A 17,170-nucleotide genomic window follows, 5' to 3' on the forward strand; every position below is an offset into this window, starting at 1 on the left:
GCCGGTCACCGCGCGGGCAGCGGGCTGGCGGAATCCTCCGCCCGCACCTCGTAGGCGGGTACCGGGGCGTCGGCGCGAGCGGTCAAGCGTCCCACCACCACCGACCGCACATGCGCCGGAATCATCGGCGCGAACTTGCGGACATAGGCGTCCATCCATTCCGTGCGGTCGAGCAGGAACGGGAAGTCCGTGGTCATCATGGTGCGCACCACCAGCATGGGCAGCGGTGCGTCCAGGGGCCGAAATTCCTTGTTCCACAATCCCGGTTGATCACAGCCGGGATAGAACTGTCCCAGCATGAATCCGCGTTCCACGAATCTGCTCTTGAATTCCGCGTGGAGATCGTCGATCAGCGAATAGTCCCCGAGGTTCGGTAACACGGTGATCAATGCGCGCAGCACCGAGGTGGAACTGCCGTTCCCGGTGGGCAATTCGGGATAGATCGCCAGCGCGTCCCCGATGACCGTACGCATCCAACCCAGCCCCGGCCGAGCGGCCGGGACCTGTCCCAGCCAGAGCAGATCGCGCCGGATGGAGGGCCGAACGTACGGACATACCGGTCCGTCCCGACCCAGTTCGTCGCAGGGCTGGGTCAGAAAACGATCCGCCCAGGTTGCGAATGAAGCTACCGTGGACCGCGCCGCGGTACACATGGATAGTGACTTGTCCCCCAATGAGACCCATTGCAGGCCCGAGCGGGGACCGATTACTCGCTCGCTCATGACTCACCTCAGGCAGATAGAGCTACAGCGTCAGGCGCCGATGCCCACACACATAAATAGTGCGACGGTCATGGGTCGTTAACACGAGTAGTCGCATACCCGAATTTCTGCGTGTGCCCCGAATTGTTGGGGCAGAAGGCAAAAAGAAAGGACCGGTCGATATCGACCGGTCCTTTCTTGTGATCTTATTCAGGCACCCAGCAGCCGCGTAGCCAGGTAGTTCTCCACCTGATCGAGGCCGATTCGCTCCTGCGCCATGGAATCCCGTTCCCGAACCGTTACCGCCTGGTCCTCCAGGGTATCGAAATCGACCGTGATGCAGAACGGAGTACCGATCTCGTCCTGGCGACGGTAGCGGCGGCCGATGGCCTGAGCGTCGTCGAACTCGACGTTCCAGTGCTTGCGCAGCCGCGTCGCGAGATCCTTCGCCTTGGGCGAGAGTTCGGCATTGCGCGACAGCGGCAGCACCGCCGCCTTCACCGGCGCGAGGCGGCGGTCCAGCCGCAGCACGGTGCGCTTCTCCATGACGCCCTTGGCATTGGGCGCCTCGTCCTCGCTGTAGGCGTCGATGAGGAAGGCCATGAGCGAGCGGGTCAGACCGGCCGCGGGCTCGATGACGTACGGGGTGTAGCGCTCACCGGTGGCCTGGTCGAAGTAGTTCAGGTCATTGCCGGAATGCTCGGAATGGGTCTTCAGGTCGAAGTCCGTGCGGTTGGCGACGCCCTCCAGCTCACCCCACTCGCTGCCGGCGAAGTGGAAGCGGTACTCGATGTCGACCGTGCGGGTCGAGTAGTGCGAGAGCTTCTCCTTCGGGTGCTCGTAGAGTCGCAGGTTCTCCGGAGCGATACCCAGATCGGTGTACCAGGCCAGCCGGGTGTCGATCCAGTACTGATGCCACTGCTCGTCCTCGCCCGGCTTGACGAAGAACTCCATCTCCATCTGCTCGAACTCCCGGGTGCGGAAGATGAAGTTGCCCGGGGTGATCTCGTTGCGGAAGCTCTTGCCCATCTGGGCGATGCCGAACGGCGGCTTCTTGCGCGCGGTGGTCATGACGTTCGCGAAGTTCACGAAGATGCCCTGCGCGGTCTCCGGCCGCAGGTAGTGCAGACCCTCCTCGGACTCGATCGGGCCCAGGTAGGTCTTGAGCATCATGTTGAAGTCGCGCGGCTCGGTCCACTTGCCGACGGTGCCGCAGTCCGGGCAGGCGATGACCTCCATGGACACGCTGTCCGGGTCGTCGATGCCCTTCTTCTCCGCGTAGCCCTCCTGCAGGTGGTCCTGCCGGTGCCGCTTGTGGCAGTTCAGGCATTCCACCAGCGGATCGTTGAAGACCGCGACGTGACCGGAGGCGACCCACACCTGCCGCGGCAGGATGATCGAGGAGTCCAGGCCGACCACATCCTCGCGACTGGTGACCATGGAGCGCCACCACTGCTTCTTGATGTTCTCCTTGAGCTCGACTCCGAGCGGGCCGTAATCCCACGCCGACCTGGTGCCGCCATAGATCTCACCCGACGGGTACACCAGGCCCCGGCGCTTGGCCAGGTTGGCGACGGTGTCCACCTTCGACTTGGGTGCCACTCGAGATTTCTCCATCCGGTCCGGAAGATTGCAAGGGATTGGCTCCAGACTATCGGCACCGACCAAGCGGATTTGCACCCACCAGCCTCCGGTGTCGCGGCCCCCACATATCCTGCCGATGCCGGCTCACCGCGCGCCTGTTTGACATGCGCACCTGTGCATACCAATAATGGCAGTGGTTTCCAATAAGGAGTTGGTTCGATGACCGCCGACAGCGGCGCCCCCACGCGGCGATCCCGCGTGGACACCGAAGCGCCGACCGCGATCCCGCACGACCCGTACCCGTACCGGTCACCCACCCCACCGGCCGTCCCGCCGCGTGGCATCCTCGACAATGCCGGGGAACTGCTGCGCGCACTGGCCGCACCCGTGCGTATCGCCATCGTGCTGCAACTGCGCGAATCGCCGCGCTGCGTGCACGAACTGGTCGACACCCTGGGTGTCACCCAGCCGCTCATCAGCCAGCACCTGCGGATTCTCAAATCCGCGGGCGTCGTGCGCGGTGAGCGGACCGGACGCGAAGTGATCTACGAACTCGTCGACGAGCATCTGGCGCATATCGTGGTCGATGCCGTGGCGCACGCCGAGGAAGGATGATCGTGGCGGGGAAGTCGGAAACCAAGACGGTCGGGGTCCGCAGCACCCGTCAGCGCAGCGCCATCTCGGCGCTGCTCTCCGATATCGAGGAGTTCAGGTCGGCGCAGGAGCTGCACGACGAACTCCGCAAACGAGGCGAGGGCATCGGCCTGACCACCGTCTACCGGACCCTGCAGTCGCTCGCCGACGCCGGGCACGTGGACGTGCTGCGCACCGACTCCGGCGAATCGGTCTACCGGCAGTGCTCCAAGGGACACCACCACCATCTCGTCTGCCGCCACTGCGGGCGCACGGTCGAGGTGGAGGGGCCGACCGTGGAGGCGTGGGCCGACACCGTCGCGGCCGAACACGGATTCAGCGATATCAGCCATACGGTGGAGATCTTCGGCTGCTGCCGGTCGTGCGCCAACGGCAAGCGCTGAGCGCGATCGGCGACACCGCACGACAGGCTCGCCGCCGCGCGGTCCACGCACAGCGCATGACGGCGCGGCGCCCGCTCCTCGGGGAGCGGGCGCCGCGCTGCTGTATCGCCGGGCAGTGCCTCAGGCAGTGGCCGGGACCGGGGCCCCGGCGGGAGCCTCGACGCGGCGGACGCGCAGGGCTCCCAGCCCGAGCAGGGCCAGCGCCGCGGCGGCCCAGACGAGCAGCACGGCCAGCGGGGCCGCCGCACCGGCGCCGTCGAAGAACGCCACCGAGCGGAGCAGGGTGGCCGCCGCGCCGGGCGGCAGCAGCTGACCCAGCGCGCCCCAGGGCTGCGGCAGGAGTTCGGGGGCGGAGGTGGCCGCGGAGAAGGGGTTGCCGATCAGCAGCAGGGTCAGCGCGGCCAGGCCGATACCGGCGCGGCCGAGCACGGTGGCCAGGCCGACCACCGTTCCGGCGACCGTGAAGGAGACCAGACCGGCGATGGCGGCGAGGGTCCAGTAGGAACCGGGCAGGATCGACAGCCAGCCCTGCACGATGGCCATGCTCAGCAGTCCACCGGTGACGGCGAAGGTGAACAGGCCCGTGACTCGTCCGCCGACCGCGGGGATCAGCAGCGACAGCAGCACACCGGCGGCGAGACCGGACAACACCAGGGGCAGCACCATCGCGCCGAATCCGGCACCGCGCGGGTCATCGGGGTCGGCGGCCACCACATCCTCGACGGGAGCGGCGGGGGTACCGGCGAGCTGCTGGCCGATGGCGGTGAGCTGTTGCGCCACAACCGGACTCGCACCGGAAGCGACCAGCACGCGGGGTTGCCCGTCGCCGGTCACGATGGCGCCGTACACCTCTCGGTCGCCGATGGCGGCGCGGGCGGCGGATTCGTCCGCGACGGTGGTGATCTCGAAGGCGTTCGCGTCGCGCTGGGTGAGCCGGTCCGCCACGACGGCCGATTGTGGTCCGGCCACGGCGACGGGCAGATCGCGCGCCCCGATATTGACGGCGGGCCAGGCGAAGGCGATGAGCATGACGGCCTGGATGAGGGCGGCGGCGATCCCGAGGGCGATGGCGCGCTGGGTGGTGTTCATCAGATGCTCCCAAGAAAATCGGAGGCTCGTTCTATTTGATGGGACAACCCTGACATCCGGTTGTCAGCTTGTCAAGAACGGATATTCGTTTTACTTTTGAGGCATGCCCAGAGTCAGCGAAGAACACCTGGAACGCCGCAGGCAGCAGATCCTCGACGCCGCCCAGACCTGCTTTGCCCGCAAGGGCCTGCACACCGCCACCATGCAGGACGTCTTCGCCGAGGCCGGACTCTCCGCCGGGGCCGTCTACCGCTACTTCAAGAGCAAGGACGACATCGTCGCCGCGCTCATCTACCAGGCCAGCAGCGGACTGCGCGAGTCACTCACCGAAGCGGTGCACCGCGATCCGCTGCCCACTCCCCCGGAACTCGTGCGCCTCATGGCCGAAACGATCACGCAGCAGGCCGAACCCGGCGGTCCGGTGCGACTGCTCCCGCAGGCGTGGTCACTGGCGCTCACCAACCCCCATATCGCCGACTTCGTGCGCACCAATATCGGCGGAATCCGCGCACTCTGGCGGGAGTACGCCCGCCGCATGCGCGAAGTCGGCTGGCTACCCGAGAACGCCGACATCGACGCCGTCGCCAAGACGCTCATGGGCATCCTGCCCGGCTACATCCTGCAGCACCTCATCATCGGCGACACCACCCCGGAGGACATCGCCCGCGGCACCGAACTGCTGTTCCCGCAATACCGGGCCGACGAGATCGCCCCCGCCTGAACGGGTTTCGCGGCGGTCGGCTCAGCCCGCCGGCTCGTCCGGCCGCAGCATCGGCACCAGGAACCGCCGCGCGATCCCGGCCAGCTGCTCGTCGTCGTCGAGATCGACGATCTGGCTCGGAATCGCCAGGAAGGACGCGCAGGTGCGCACCATGAGCTCGGCCACCAGATCGACCTGCACCGCCTCCGACACCGTGCCCGCCCGCTGCTCCTGGCGCAGCTGACCGGCCACGAACTGGCGCACCATGGCCACGGTGCGCCCGTCGTCGCCGATGAGCGAGCTCACCAGGTGGTTCGGCTCCGCGGCGATCAGGCCGCCGATCAGCGGGTTGTTCCGGATGGTGCGCAGCGAACTCACGAAACCGAGCACCACGCGCTCGGCCGCGGACTCGGCGGGGGCGATATCCAGGAAGAACTGGCGGAAGTACCGGCGGAACTCCCGCAGGATCACCTGTTCGACCAGCAGGTCCTTGGTGGCGAACCGGCGGTACAGGGTGATGCGGGAGACCCCGGCGCGGCGCGCCACATCCTCCATGGTGGAGCGCTGGATGCCCAGCCAGCAGAACTGCTCGAAGGCCGCGTCGAGCAGTTTCGCCCTGGTGGGGTCGGTGTCGTCGACACGCTCGACGACCTGCTGATAGGCGCGTTCGAGCAGCGTCTCCACACCCGGGTCCGGATTGTCGACGGGCAGCGCAGATTCCACGTGTCCTCCTGAGAGAGACAATGATACACAGATGCGGAAGCTGTTTCACTACATCACGGCGGCATATCGGAATCGCTACGGCAGCAGACCCTGCCTGGCCCGGCCCGCCCCCGACAGCACCAGCAGCAGCATGGTCGCCAGCGCCTCATCGTCCAGTCCGGCCGCCGGGAAGGTGTAGCGCAGGATGACATCGGCCTGCTTGTCGTGGCCGATGACCGTGATGGAACCGAACTGGAGTCCGGCATTGCGTTCGGCGACGCGCTTGTGCAACTGCGGCTTCAGCGGCCGATCCCAGGCCAGGACGCAGGTCAGGGTGAGCACGTCCAGACCCGGGGCGAGGTTGACCCCGCGCAGTGAGCAGAGCGCGCCCTCGTACTGGAAGCCCAGACCGCCGTCCTCCACCTTCACCGGGACGTCGTAGCGCTCCAGGCACGCACCGGCGCGGGCCTGGAGTTCCTCGGCGGTGGCCGTCTCGCTCACTTCACCCCACCGAACCGACGGTCGCGCTGGGCGTACTCGAGGCACGCCGCCCACAGGTTGCGGCGGTCGAAATCCGGGAACAGCGTGTCCTGGAAGACGTATTCGGCGTACGCCGACTGCCACAGCAGGAAGTTGGAGCTGCGGAACTCACCCGAGGGACGCAGGAACAGGTCCACGTCGGGCATATCCGGCTCGTCCAGGAACCGGGCGAAGACATCCTCGTTGATCTTCTCCGGATCGATCTCGCCCGCCTTCACCCGGCGCGCGATCTCCCTTGCGGCATCGGCGATCTCGGCACGGCCGCCGTAGTTCACGCACATGGTCAGGGTCATCACCGAATTGTCCTCGGTGAGCTTCTCGGCGACCTCGAGTTCCTTGATCACGCTGCGCCACAACCGCGGTCGCCGCCCCGCCCAGCGCACCCGCACCCCCATCTCGTTCATCTCATCGCGCCGCCGCCGGATCACATCCCGGTTGAAGCCCATGAGGAAGCGCACCTCCTCCGGGCTGCGCCGCCAGTTCTCGGTGGAGAACGCGTACGCCGACAGCCACTTCACCCCGATCTCGATGCAGCCCTCGACGGTGTCCATGAGCACGGCCTCACCCCGCTCGTGGCCCGCAGTCCGCGGCAGCCCCCGTTCCTGCGCCCACCGACCGTTGCCGTCCATCACCAGCGCCACATGCCTCGGCACGAACTCGGCCGGAATATTGGGCGGCGTCGCCCCCGACGGATGCGGCGACGGCGGACGCACGGCAGACGTGGCTACGGAGGACTTGCGATTACCGATCACGCCCTCAATCCTGCACCACCGCGCGCGGCGCCCGACCGAGGACCACCACTATCGCCGCGAACTCTCCACAAGTCAGCGACGTTTCTCGCGACCCGACGCCTGGGCGAGAACCGGTGCTTCGGCCTTCTCACGACGCGCGTAGCGAACCTCGATGCGCGGCGGGAACACGCGCACGAGCAATTCATCACCGGGGTGACGAGTCGTGACGACCAATCTGACGAGCGCGTACACGAATGCGAGAATCACAACGAGAACGACGACAATTGCCCAGGACGAGAGGGCCGAAAGCACGGCTGACACAGATGAATCCCGTTCCGCCGGTCCGGGAGCCGACACGATGTCACGGTCTGTCAGTGTCCACGCATCCTGAGTAGACCTGTCCCGGATCGGGATGGTGCAGCATCCCACTCGGCCTACCCCGCTGGGCATCCAACTGAACCGTGTTAGCGCCACCGCTCAGCAAGACAACCAGGCGCTGCCAGGCTAGCGCCCATCGGCCCACTTGTCGGCGTGTCGCTCGCTGTGTGCAACCGGCGTGCCGATATCGCCATCGTGGGGCGCCAGTTCTGGGGTCAACACACCTGGGATGTGGTCGAGGCTTCGAGGGGTTCGTGCGGGCGGGTGCGTTCGATGAGCGGGAGGGTGCGCAGCTGGCGTTCCAGGTGCCATTGCAGGTGGGCGGCGATGAGGCCGGTGGCCTGGCGGCGCAGCTGGTCGGGGACGGTGTCGACCAGCGACCAGTCGCCGCGTTCCAGGGCGTGCATGTGGTCGAGGACGCCGAGGGCGGGGGTAGCGGCGCCGGGTGGGCGGCAGTGCACGCACACCGCGCCGCCCGCGGCCACGTGGAAGGCGCGGTGCGGGCCGGGGGTGGCGCAGCGGGCACAGTCGGTGAGGGCGGGTGCCCAGCCCGCGAAACCCATGGCGCGCAGCAGGAAGGCGTCCAGGACGAGTTCGTGCGGGCGGTGGGCGGCGGCGATGGCGCGCAGGGCGCCGGCGGTGAGGGTGTGCAGGCGGGGGGCGGGAGCGCGCTCCTCGCCCGCCAGCCGTTCGGCCGTCTCCAGCACCGCGCAGGCGGCGGTGTACCGGCCGTAGTCGGCGACGATATCGGCGGCGAACGCCTCCACCGTGTGCACCTGGGTGATGGTGTCGAGCGTGCGTCCGGGATACAGCTGCACGTCCACGTAGGCGAACGGCTCCAGGCGCGCACCGAACTTGGAGCGGGTGCGCCGGGCTCCCTTGGCGACCGCGCGCACCAGCCCGTGCTGGCGGGTCAGGAGCGTGACGATGCGATCGGCCTCGCCCAGCTTGTGCTGGCGCACCACCACGGCATGGTCCCGATACAAACGCACGCGGGTAAGTCTCCCACGTCGCCCCGACCGATCGCGCTGTCGGCCGGGGCCGAGTCGCGGCGTGGGCGGGACGTGCCGGGCGGCGGAACCAGCCGTGCCGACGGCGACGGGCGGGTTCATTCGCGACAGCGGCTCCGGTGGAGGGGTTCCGGGGGCGGCAGAGCGCCGCCGCACGACGCTCGTGAACATGGGCGGCAGGGGTGGCCGGATTGCACGGCGGGACCGCTCGGGAAACCGCGGCGCCACCGTCATCCGGCTCACCGCCAGGGTCGAAGCCAGGAAATGACACGTCCGATTTCCGCTAGTCATGTCATTGCCGGGGCGGCAGAGTCGGTGGGGAACGACGAGTGAGAGGAGGCGGCCATGACCGTCTACACGACAATGGACAGCCCGCTCGGGGAACTGCTGCTGGTCGGGGAACCGGTCGGCGAGGGGGTCGCGCTCGCCTCGGTGTCGGTGCCGGGGCAGAAGGGCGGAGCGATCGTGCTGCCCGAGTGGACCCACGACGCGGCGGCGTTCGACGAGGTCGCCACGCAGCTGCGGGAGTACTTCGACGGGGCGCGCACCCGGTTCGAGATCGAATTCGTCGGCGTCGGCAGCGAATTCCAGCGGCGGGTGTGGCGGGCCGTCGAGGAGATCCCGTACGGCTGCACCGCCACCTACGGCGAGATCGCGGCGCGGGCGGGGGAACGGCGGGAACGGGTGCGGGTGGTCGCCGCGGCCGTCGGCGCGAACCCGCTGCTCATCGTGCGCCCCTGCCACCGGGTGATCGCCGCGAACGGCACCCTGACCGGGTATTCCGGCGGGCTACAGCGCAAGCAGCGGCTGCTGGAGCTCGAGCACGTGCTGCTGCCCGCATGACAGCGGCCCTGCCCGATACCACCGGGCACCGGGAACATGTGGTGGCACAGCAGGATTGGGGTGGCATCACGGCCGAACTCGACGCGTACGGCAGCGCCCTCACCGGGCCGCTGCTGCACGCCGACGAATGCCGGGCGCTCACCGAACTGTACGAGCGCGACGAGTTGTTCCGCACCACCGTGAACATGGAGCGGCACCGATTCGGCTCGGGTGAGTACCGGTACTTCACCCACGACCTGCCCGCGGTGGTGCGGGAGCTGCGGGGACTACACCGGCGGCGAATTCCTCATGGTCGAACAGCGAGCGCGCGCCCAGTCCCGCGGCTCGGCGACCGTCCTGCCGCAGGGCCGCGGACTGGTGTTCACCACCCGCGATCGACCGGTGCGCTCCAGCCGAGGCTGGTCGGTCGGCCCCATGCGCCACGGCGTGAGCACCGTGCGCTCGGGTCGCCGCCACACCCTCGGCCTGGTGTTCCATGACGCGGCCTAGCGGTGGACCGGCGCTGGCGGGCAGCGTCTCGTTAACGGCGCCCCCGCGAGTCGCGCTCCTGTCCGCGAGGGGGAACCGGTGGCGGGGTTCTCTTGCGCGACGCCGCCACCGGTTCCCCCTCGGTGCGCGCGGACACATTGGACGTGTGACCAGAATCGCGCTACCTTGCGAACGGGACATCAGGGAGACGGGAATCACATGACGATGGCGGCGGTAGGCGAAATGGGGCTGGTGGAACTCGCGGCGGCGCTGGCCGCCGGGCAGGTCGGCTCGGTGGAGGCGACCGCGGCCGCGCTCGATCGGATCGAGGCCAGCCAGTCCACGCTGAACGCCTTCCGGGTGGTGGTGCGCGAGCGGGCGCTCGCCGACGCGGCGGAGGCGGATCGACGGATCGCGGACGGGGAGCGGCTGCCGCTGCTCGGCGTGCCCGTCGCCATCAAGGACGACACCGATCTTGCCGGTACCGCAACGGCTTTCGGCTGTGGCGGCGATTTCCCGGTCAAGACCGAGGATGCCGAATCGGTGCGGCGGCTGCGCGCGGCCGGTGCGGTGATCGTCGGCAAGACCAATACCTGCGAACTCGGACAGCTCCCGTTCACCAGCGGAGACGCCTTCGGGCACACCCGGAATCCGTGGAGCGCCGACCATACGCCGGGCGGCTCCTCCGGAGGTTCCGCCGCGGCGGTGGCGGCCGGACTGGTCCCCGCCGCACTGGGTTCCGACGGCGCGGGGTCGGTGCGCATCCCCTCGGCGTGGAACAACCTGGTGGGCATCAAACCGCAGCGCGGCCGCATCTCCACCTGGCCGCTGGCCGAGGCGTTCGAGGGCCTGACCGTGCACGGCCCGCTCGCCCGCACCGTGGCCGACGCGGCCCTGCTGCTCGATGCCGCCGCCGGACCGCATCCGGGCGACAGGCACACCCCGCGCACCCTGCGCGTCTCCGAGGCGGTGGGCCGCGATCCCGGCCGCCTGCGCATCGCGCTGTCCCTGCGCATCCCCTTCACCGCCACCAAGACCGCGCTCGACCCCGAGGTGGCGGCGCGCGTCCACGCCCTGGCGAACACCCTGCGCGGCCTCGGCCACGAGGTGACGGTGGCCGACGTCGATTACGGCGTACTGCTCGGCGCGAGCTTCCTGCCCCGCTCCATGGTGGGCATCCGGCACGCGCTCGACCGGCTGCCCGGCGCGGCCGTCGATCCGCGCACCCGGCACAATGCCCTGCTGGGCCGCGTGCTCGGCCCGGCCCTGTTCGCCGCCCGCGCGGCCGAACCCCTGCTGCGCATGCGCATCGGCGCGATCTACGACACGTTCGACGTGGTGCTCTCCCCCACCACCGCGACGCCGCCGCCGGGTGTCACCGAGATCGACGGCATCGGCACCATGGCGACCGACGCCCTCATCACCGCCGCCTGCCCGTACACCTGGCCGTGGAATGTGCTGGGCTGGCCCAGCGTCAATGTTCCCGCGGGGTTCACCGCCGCCGGGCTGCCGGTCGGCGCCCAGCTCATGGGCCCGGCCAATTCCGAGGAGCTGCTGGTTTCGGTTGCCGCCCAGCTGGAGTCGGAGCTGAAGTGGTACGAGCACCGGCCCGCGCCGTGGTGGCTGGACAATCCGGCGGCGTGCCTACCGGGTGATCAGCGCCGCGCCCGGTAGCGTCCGCACGGCCGGACCCTGGACCGAGTCCCTAGCTCGAGGAGGCCGTCGTGCTGGCAGTCGTACAGATCCTGGCCGCGCTGGCGGGCCTGGTGCACGTGGGGATCTTCTACATGGAGGTGGTGCGGTTCACCGACCCGAAGGTGCATCGCGGTATCTTCGGCGTCGCCGAGGGAGAGGTGGCGGCGGCGCAGCCGTGGGCATTCAATCAGGGGTTCTACAACCTGTTTCTGGCCATCGGCGCATTCGTCGGCGTGGCCATGGTCCGCGCCGACGCCTCGGCGGGCTGGGCGCTGATCCTGATGAGCTGCGGCTCGATGCTCGCCGCGGCCGTGGTCCTGGTCGCCCGCTACCGCGACAAGGCCGCCGCGGCGGGCAAGCAGGCCCTCTTCCCTGCGCTGACGCTGCTGGCCGCGCTCACACAGCTGTAGGACCGGCACCCAGCCGGTTCAGTGCGGCCCGGCTCGCCTCGTCGGCGGCGCGATAGATCACCAGGCGCTGATCCGGATCCTGCAATGGCATCAGCTGCTCGTAGCGCACGGTGAGCACGCCGACCTCGCGATGGTGGAACACCTTGTGGCCGCGGCCGTTCACCCGCACGTCCCGCTGCGCCCACCAGTGTTCGAATTCCGTGCTCCCGGAACGGAATTCCTCGATCCGCTCGGCGAGTACCGCATCGTCGGGATGCCCGGCCCAGGCCGCGCGCAGTCCCGCGATGCCCTCGCGCATGGTGCGCTCCCGATCACCGAAGAACTCCCGCAGGCCCGGATGCAGCACGCACAGCCACATGGTGTTGCGCTGCCGCGGCGGCAGGGCGTCGAAATCCACCAGCAGCAGCGACATCTCCCGGTTCCAGGCGAGGATGTCGAAGCGGTGGTTCACCACCATGGCCGGAAGCGGTGACAGGTCGTGCACCAACCGCACCAGTTCCGGAGCCGCCGTGGTGGCGGGTCCGACGCCGTCGGGCCGTCGCCGCCGGGCCAGGTCGAACAGGTAGGCGCGCTCCACATCGTCCAGGCGCAGCGCGCGGGCGAGCGCCTCCAGCACCTCCGGTGACGGCCGCAGGCCGCGCCCCTGCTCCAGCCGCACCACGTAGTCGGTGCTCACCCCGGCCAGTTCGGCGACCTCCTCGCGCCGCAGGCCGGGGGTGCGCCGGTGCTGGCGGCGCGGCGGCAGGCCGAGGTCGCGCGGGTCCAGTCGTTCGCGCCGGGAACGCAGGAAGGCGGCGAGTTCCCGGGTCGTGTCCACGGTGCCAGTCATCGCCGTCGATCCTACGGTGGGGGTGGGACGGGCGTTCCCAGGAAGATTCCTCCCTTACCGCATCGCCGCCCGCCCCGCAGACTCGTCGGCGAACGCGACGAGCACAGGAGGACCGATGACACTGACCCTCGACACCTACCGGACGCTGGGCCGCTCCGGGCTGCGGGTGTCCCCGCTCGCCCTGGGCACCATGACCTTCGGTTCGGACTGGGGCTGGGGTGCGGAGGCGAGCGAGGCACGCAAACTGCTCGACATCTACACCGAGCGGGGCGGCAACTTCATCGACACCGCCAGCATGTACACCGGCGGCAGCTCCGAGCGGCTGCTCGGCGAGTTCACCCGCGACAACCGCGAAAGTCTGGTGCTGGCAACCAAATACACCATGCTGCGACGGCCTGGCGATCCGAATTCCGGTGGCAACCACCGCAAGAGCATGTTCGCCTCGGTGGAGGCCAGCCTGCGCAATCTGCGGACCGACTACCTCGATCTGCTGTACCTGCACGCCTGGGACTTCCTGACCCCGGTGGAGGAGATCCTGCGCGGCATGGACGATCTGGTGCGCCACGGCAAGGTGCTGTACGTGGCCATCTCCGACGCCCCGGCCTGGCAGGTGGCCCGCATGCAGGCCATCGCCGACCTACGCGGCTGGTCACCGCTGGTGGCATTGCAGATCGAGTACAGCCTCATCGAGCGCACGGTGGAGCGCGAACTCATCCCCATGGCCCGGGAGCTGGGCCTGGGCGTGATTCCGTGGTCACCGCTGGGCAGCGGGGTGCTCAGCGGCAAGTACAGCCGGGCCGACCTGGGCGACAGTGTGGCCTCCCCCGAGGGCACCCGCAAGAACCTCGCCATCGCCAGCGGCGCGCTCACCGAACGCGGACTCGCCATCGCCGAGGTGGTGAAGGAGGTGGCGGCGCAACTGGACCGCACCCCGGCGCAGGTCGCCCTGGCCTGGACGCTGCGCAATCCGGCCGTCACCGCCCCGATCATCGGAGCACGGACACCCGACCAGTTGGAGGACAATCTCGGTGCCCTGACGGTGGAGTTCGATGCCGAGCAGGTGACGCGGCTGGAGGCGGCGAGCGCCGTCGATCCGGGCTTCCCGCACGAATTCCTGGAGCGGGAGATGACGCGCACCGTCACCACCGGCGGGCTGACCATCGAGGCGCGGCGGTGAGGGGCGCCGCACGACCGGCTCAGAACCCCAACTTGCCCAACTGCTTCGGATCCCGCTGCCAGTCCTTGGCGACCTTGACGTGCAGGTGCAGGTAGATGCGGGTACCGAGAATGTGCTCGATCTGCTTGCGGGCGTTGGTGCCGACCTCTTTGAGCCGGGAGCCGCCCTTGCCGATGATGATGGCCTTCTGACTGGAGCGTTCGACGTAGAGCAGGGCGTGCACATCGAGCATTTCCTTGGCGGACTTGGCATTCGGGTCGTCGTCGTCCACCTCGCGGGGCAGCACCTCCTCGATGACCACGGCCAGCGAGTGCGGAAGTTCGTCCCGCACGCCTTCGAGGGCGGCCTCACGGATGAGCTCGGCCATGAGGGTTTCCTCGGGCTCGTCGGTGAGTTCGCCGTCGGGGTAGAAGGCCGGTCCCTCGGGCATTTTCGAGGCGATCACATCGACGAGGATCTCCACCTGCTCGCCCTCGACCGCCGATACCGGCACCACGTCGGCGTCGGGTCCGAGCAGTTCCGAGACCGCGACCAACTGGTGGGCGATCTGGTCGCGGCTCACCTTGTCGATCTTGGTGACCACGCCGAGCAGGGTGGTCTTGGGCGCCATCAGCTTGATCTGCTCCACGATCCAGCGGTCGCCGGGGCCGATCTTCTCGTCGGCCGGGATGCACAGGGCGATCACGTCGACCTCGGAATAGGTGTCGCGCACCAGGTCGTTGAGCCGCTGCCCGAGCAGGGTGCGGGGCCGGTGCAGGCCGGGGGTGTCCACCAGGATCAGCTGGGCGTGCTCGCGGTGCACGATGCCGCGAATGGTGTGCCGGGTGGTCTGCGGGCGCGAGGAGGTGATGGCGATCTTCTGCCCCACCATGGCATTGGTCAGCGTGGACTTGCCGGTATTCGGCCTTCCCACGAAACAGACGAAACCCGAACGGAATTCGCTCATTCCAATACCTCGGATCCGGTGCGCTGGTCGAAGCCCTCCGGTACGCCGGAGCGCTGGGCGGGATCGCCCTCCACGGGCCCGTCGACAATGTCGAAGACCTTGCCCTTGGCGTCGGAGAAGATGATCTTCGCCGCCTCCGACACCTCACGCACGGCGGTCACTCCGCGGTCGGAGAACGGGCTGCCGACCACCACCGCCGCCTCGAAACCCTCCGCGCCGCTGGAGATCGCTGCCGCCACGGCCGCCTGCAACGCGGTCAGCCGCAGGGCATGCAGCGATACCTCACCGGCGGCGTACGTGCGCCCGTCGGTGTCCCGGATCGCCGCGCCGCCCGTCCCTCCGCTGCGGCCCATGGCCCCGCGCGCCAGGACCAGCAGCTTGTTGTCCTCGGCATCCAGTTCAATCATCGGCCTCTCCATCCTCATTCGCGCCGGACCCGCCGACGCCGTCCGCTCCGGCCGAATCGCCGTCGACCCGTTCCGATGCGGCCTTGCCGGCATCGGCCTTCTCGGCGGCCCGCTTCACCACGACCGTGTGCACGCGCACCCGGCCGCGGGCGTCGGCCCCGCCCTCCCCCTTCAGCACCAGTCCGTGCGCCACCGCCTTCGAACCCGGCAGCGGCACACGCCCCAATTCGTGCGCGAGCAGCCCGCCGACGGTGTCGACGTCCTCCTCCTCGATAGCCATGCCGAACAGCTCGCCCAGATCTTCGACCGAAAGTCGCGCGGAGACACGGTATTTGCCGTTGCCGAGATCCTCGACGTCGGGCACCTCGTTCTGGTCGTACTCGTCCACGATCTCGCCGACGATCTCCTCGAGCACGTCCTCGATGGTGACCAGCCCGGCGATACCGCCGTATTCGTCCACCAGCACCGCCATGTGGTTGCGGCGGCGCTGCATCTCGTCGAGCAGGACGTCGAGCGGTTTGGAGTCCGGAACGAACACGGCCGGGCGCATCACCTCGTGCACGCGGACCTTCCGGCTGCGATCCGCGTAGGGCACCATATCCTTCAGGTACACCACGCCGACGATGTCGTCGACGTTCTCGCCGATCACCGGGATCCGCGAGTGCCCGGACCGCACCGCCAGCGACATCGCCTGCGCCACGGTCTTCTCCGACTCGATCCACACCATCTCGGTGCGCGGCACCATGACCGCGCGGGCCGCGGTGTCGCCGAGTTCGAACACCGACTGGATCATGCGGCGTTCGTCGTCGGCCACCACGCCGCGCTCACCGGCGAGGTCGACCACCTCGCGCAGTTCGATCTCGGACGAGAAGGGGCCGTTGCGGAATCCCTTGCCCGGAGTGATGGCGTTGCCGATGAGGATGAGCAGCCGACTGATCGGCCCGAGCAGGGTGCCGATGGCCTGCAACGGCAAGGACGCCGCCAGTGCGAGGGAATACGCGTGCTGGCGACCCAGCGTGCGCGGTCCGACCCCGATCACCAGGTAGTCCACCAGCACCATGACGGCGGCGGTGACCACCAGCGCCCAGAGCTGGTCCAGCCAGTCCAGCAGCACCGCGGCCAGCAGCACTGTCGCGGTGATCTCGCACAGCACCCGCAGCAGCACCATGAGATTCACGTAGCGGGGCCGGTCGGCGATGATGTGCGCCAGCCGCGCCGCGCCCGGCCGCTCGGCCCGCACCATATCGTCCACCCGGGCCGCCGAAATGGTGTTCAGCGCCGAGTCCAGCGCCGCGAAAATGCCACCCAACGGCACCAGCACGATCGCCAGTGTCAGCAGAAACAGTGAATTCACGCCGGGTCCAGGGGATCTCCGGGGGCGGTGAAGCCGGTCTTGCCGAGCAACCGCGCATCCCGTTCGGCCAGTTCGGCGCGGCGCGCAGCCTCGCGCACACTCTCGTACCAGCCCTCCAGCAGCGACGCCTGGAGGGCGAACATCTCCTTCTCCTCCTCCGGCTCGGCATGGTCGTAGCCGAGCAGGTGCAGGACGCCGTGCACGGTCAGCAGCGCCAACTCGTGGTCGACGGAATGTCCGGCCTTGCCGGCCTGCTGTGCCGCGAATTCGGGACACAGCACGATATCGCCCAGCATGGACGGGCCGGGCTCGCCGGCGTCGGGACGCCCGCCCGGCTCCAGCTCGTCCATGGGGAAGGACATGACGTCGGTGGGACCGGGCAGATCCATCCAGCGCATGTGCAGATCGGCCATGGTGTCGAGATCGACCAGCACCATCGACAGTTCGGCCGCCGGATGTACGTCCATCTGGCCGATCACGAAACGCGCGACACTGACCAGCTCCTCTTCGGATACGTCCATACCCGATTCATTGGCGATCTCGATGCTCACCCGCTCAGCCTATCGGCC

At 68.8% G+C, this 17,170-nt stretch carries 20 protein-coding genes and 1 pseudogene; 8 read left to right on the forward strand and 13 right to left on the reverse strand.

Annotation, left to right across the window (positions count from 1 at the left end):
* Positions 1-5 precede the first annotated feature (5 nt).
* Entirely contained in the window at positions 6-722 is a 717-nt protein-coding gene (locus tag QMO76_RS03410; protein WP_372341889.1) for a DUF6875 domain-containing protein, read from the reverse strand.
* 189 nt (positions 723-911) lie between these two features.
* Entirely contained in the window at positions 912-2,303 is a 1,392-nt protein-coding gene (locus QMO76_RS03415; protein WP_306359687.1) for a glycine--tRNA ligase, read from the reverse strand.
* A 201-nt stretch (positions 2,304-2,504) separates the two neighbouring features.
* Between QMO76_RS03415 and QMO76_RS03420 the strand changes: the two genes are divergently transcribed.
* Together QMO76_RS03420 and QMO76_RS03425 are read left to right on the forward strand one after the other, a co-directional pair.
* Positions 2,505-2,900: a metalloregulator ArsR/SmtB family transcription factor gene (locus QMO76_RS03420; RefSeq protein ID WP_228807276.1), complete on the forward strand. Its 396-nt coding sequence runs from the start codon at positions 2,505-2,507 to the stop codon at positions 2,898-2,900.
* Complete coding sequence (locus QMO76_RS03425) at positions 2,897-3,322, forward strand: Fur family transcriptional regulator (RefSeq protein ID WP_372341890.1); 426 nt, start codon at positions 2,897-2,899, stop codon at positions 3,320-3,322. Before QMO76_RS03420 ends, QMO76_RS03425 begins: the two co-directional genes overlap by 4 nt.
* Positions 3,323-3,442: 120 nt before the next feature.
* Here QMO76_RS03425 and QMO76_RS03430 read toward each other — a convergent pair whose 3' ends face one another.
* Positions 3,443-4,411, reverse strand: coding sequence for a hypothetical protein (locus QMO76_RS03430; protein ID WP_306359689.1), 969 nt, complete (start codon positions 4,409-4,411; stop codon positions 3,443-3,445).
* 103 nt (positions 4,412-4,514) lie between these two features.
* Between QMO76_RS03430 and QMO76_RS03435 the strand changes: the two genes are divergently transcribed.
* Complete coding sequence (locus QMO76_RS03435) at positions 4,515-5,132, forward strand: TetR/AcrR family transcriptional regulator (protein WP_306359690.1); 618 nt, start codon at positions 4,515-4,517, stop codon at positions 5,130-5,132.
* Positions 5,133-5,153: 21 nt separating this feature from the next.
* Here the strand turns inward: QMO76_RS03435 and QMO76_RS03440 are convergent, their stop codons facing one another.
* The 5 genes from QMO76_RS03440 to recO form a co-directional block, all read right to left on the reverse strand.
* Positions 5,154-5,834, reverse strand: a complete 681-nt coding sequence (locus QMO76_RS03440; protein WP_306359691.1) for a TetR/AcrR family transcriptional regulator — start codon at positions 5,832-5,834, stop codon at positions 5,154-5,156.
* A gap of 75 nt (positions 5,835-5,909) precedes the next feature.
* Entirely contained in the window at positions 5,910-6,314 is a 405-nt protein-coding gene (locus QMO76_RS03445; protein WP_372341891.1) for a CesT family type III secretion system chaperone, read from the reverse strand.
* Positions 6,311-7,114: an isoprenyl transferase gene (locus QMO76_RS03450; protein WP_306360165.1), complete on the reverse strand. Its 804-nt coding sequence runs from the start codon at positions 7,112-7,114 to the stop codon at positions 6,311-6,313. The genes QMO76_RS03445 and QMO76_RS03450 overlap by 4 nt, the downstream gene beginning before the upstream one ends.
* Before the next feature lie 63 nt (positions 7,115-7,177).
* Positions 7,178-7,405: a hypothetical protein gene (locus QMO76_RS03455; RefSeq protein WP_306359692.1), complete on the reverse strand. Its 228-nt coding sequence runs from the start codon at positions 7,403-7,405 to the stop codon at positions 7,178-7,180.
* Between the two features lie 272 nt (positions 7,406-7,677).
* A complete protein-coding gene (recO, locus tag QMO76_RS03460) occupies positions 7,678-8,454 on the reverse strand; it encodes a DNA repair protein RecO (protein WP_306359693.1) in 777 nt (258 codons plus the stop codon).
* Between the two features lie 363 nt (positions 8,455-8,817).
* On the opposite strand from recO, the gene QMO76_RS03465 reads away from it, so the two are divergent.
* The 4 genes and pseudogenes from QMO76_RS03465 (at position 8,818) to QMO76_RS03480 (ending at position 11,888) form a co-directional block, all read left to right on the forward strand.
* Complete coding sequence (locus QMO76_RS03465; RefSeq protein WP_306359694.1) at positions 8,818-9,315, forward strand: methylated-DNA--[protein]-cysteine S-methyltransferase; 498 nt, start codon at positions 8,818-8,820, stop codon at positions 9,313-9,315.
* Positions 9,312-9,804 (forward strand): annotated as a pseudogene (locus tag QMO76_RS03470) (2OG-Fe(II) oxygenase). The gene QMO76_RS03465 and the pseudogene QMO76_RS03470 overlap by 4 nt, the downstream one beginning before the upstream one ends.
* Positions 9,805-10,002: 198 nt before the next feature.
* Positions 10,003-11,457, forward strand: a complete 1,455-nt coding sequence (locus QMO76_RS03475) for an amidase (RefSeq protein WP_306359695.1) — start codon at positions 10,003-10,005, stop codon at positions 11,455-11,457.
* 50 nt (positions 11,458-11,507) lie between these two features.
* Positions 11,508-11,888 (forward strand): DUF1304 domain-containing protein, encoded by a 381-nt coding sequence (locus QMO76_RS03480; RefSeq protein ID WP_306359696.1) that lies wholly within the window; start codon positions 11,508-11,510, stop codon positions 11,886-11,888.
* Here QMO76_RS03480 and QMO76_RS03485 read toward each other — a convergent pair.
* The gene (locus QMO76_RS03485) at positions 11,875-12,717 is read right to left on the reverse strand and encodes a helix-turn-helix transcriptional regulator (RefSeq protein ID WP_306359697.1); all 843 of its coding nucleotides are present in this window, start codon (positions 12,715-12,717) and stop codon (positions 11,875-11,877) included. The genes QMO76_RS03480 and QMO76_RS03485 overlap by 14 nt on opposite strands.
* Positions 12,718-12,832: 115 nt before the next feature.
* On the opposite strand from QMO76_RS03485, the gene QMO76_RS03490 reads away from it, so the two are divergent.
* Positions 12,833-13,894 (forward strand): aldo/keto reductase, encoded by a 1,062-nt coding sequence (locus QMO76_RS03490; RefSeq protein WP_306359698.1) that lies wholly within the window; start codon positions 12,833-12,835, stop codon positions 13,892-13,894.
* Between the two features lie 19 nt (positions 13,895-13,913).
* Here the strand turns inward: QMO76_RS03490 and era are convergent, their stop codons facing one another.
* From era to ybeY, 4 genes are read right to left on the reverse strand one after another with little or no spacing between them, the layout of a single operon-like run.
* Positions 13,914-14,846 carry a GTPase Era gene (era, locus tag QMO76_RS03495; RefSeq protein WP_306360166.1) on the reverse strand — a complete coding sequence of 311 codons (933 nt, stop codon included), beginning with the start codon at positions 14,844-14,846 and terminating at the stop codon, positions 13,914-13,916.
* Positions 14,837-15,247, reverse strand: a complete 411-nt coding sequence (locus QMO76_RS03500) for a cytidine deaminase (RefSeq protein ID WP_306359699.1) — start codon at positions 15,245-15,247, stop codon at positions 14,837-14,839. The genes era and QMO76_RS03500 overlap by 10 nt, the downstream gene beginning before the upstream one ends.
* Positions 15,240-16,601, reverse strand: a complete 1,362-nt coding sequence (locus QMO76_RS03505) for a hemolysin family protein (protein WP_306359700.1) — start codon at positions 16,599-16,601, stop codon at positions 15,240-15,242. The genes QMO76_RS03500 and QMO76_RS03505 overlap by 8 nt, the downstream gene beginning before the upstream one ends.
* A complete protein-coding gene (ybeY, locus tag QMO76_RS03510) occupies positions 16,598-17,152 on the reverse strand; it encodes an rRNA maturation RNase YbeY (protein WP_306359701.1) in 555 nt (184 codons plus the stop codon). Before ybeY ends, QMO76_RS03505 begins: the two co-directional genes overlap by 4 nt.
* Between the last annotated feature and the right edge of the window lie 18 nt (positions 17,153-17,170).

It is taken from the genome of Nocardia sp. CC227C (assembly GCF_030767025.1).
In the GTDB taxonomy this organism is placed as follows: domain Bacteria; phylum Actinomycetota; class Actinomycetes; order Mycobacteriales; family Mycobacteriaceae; genus Nocardia.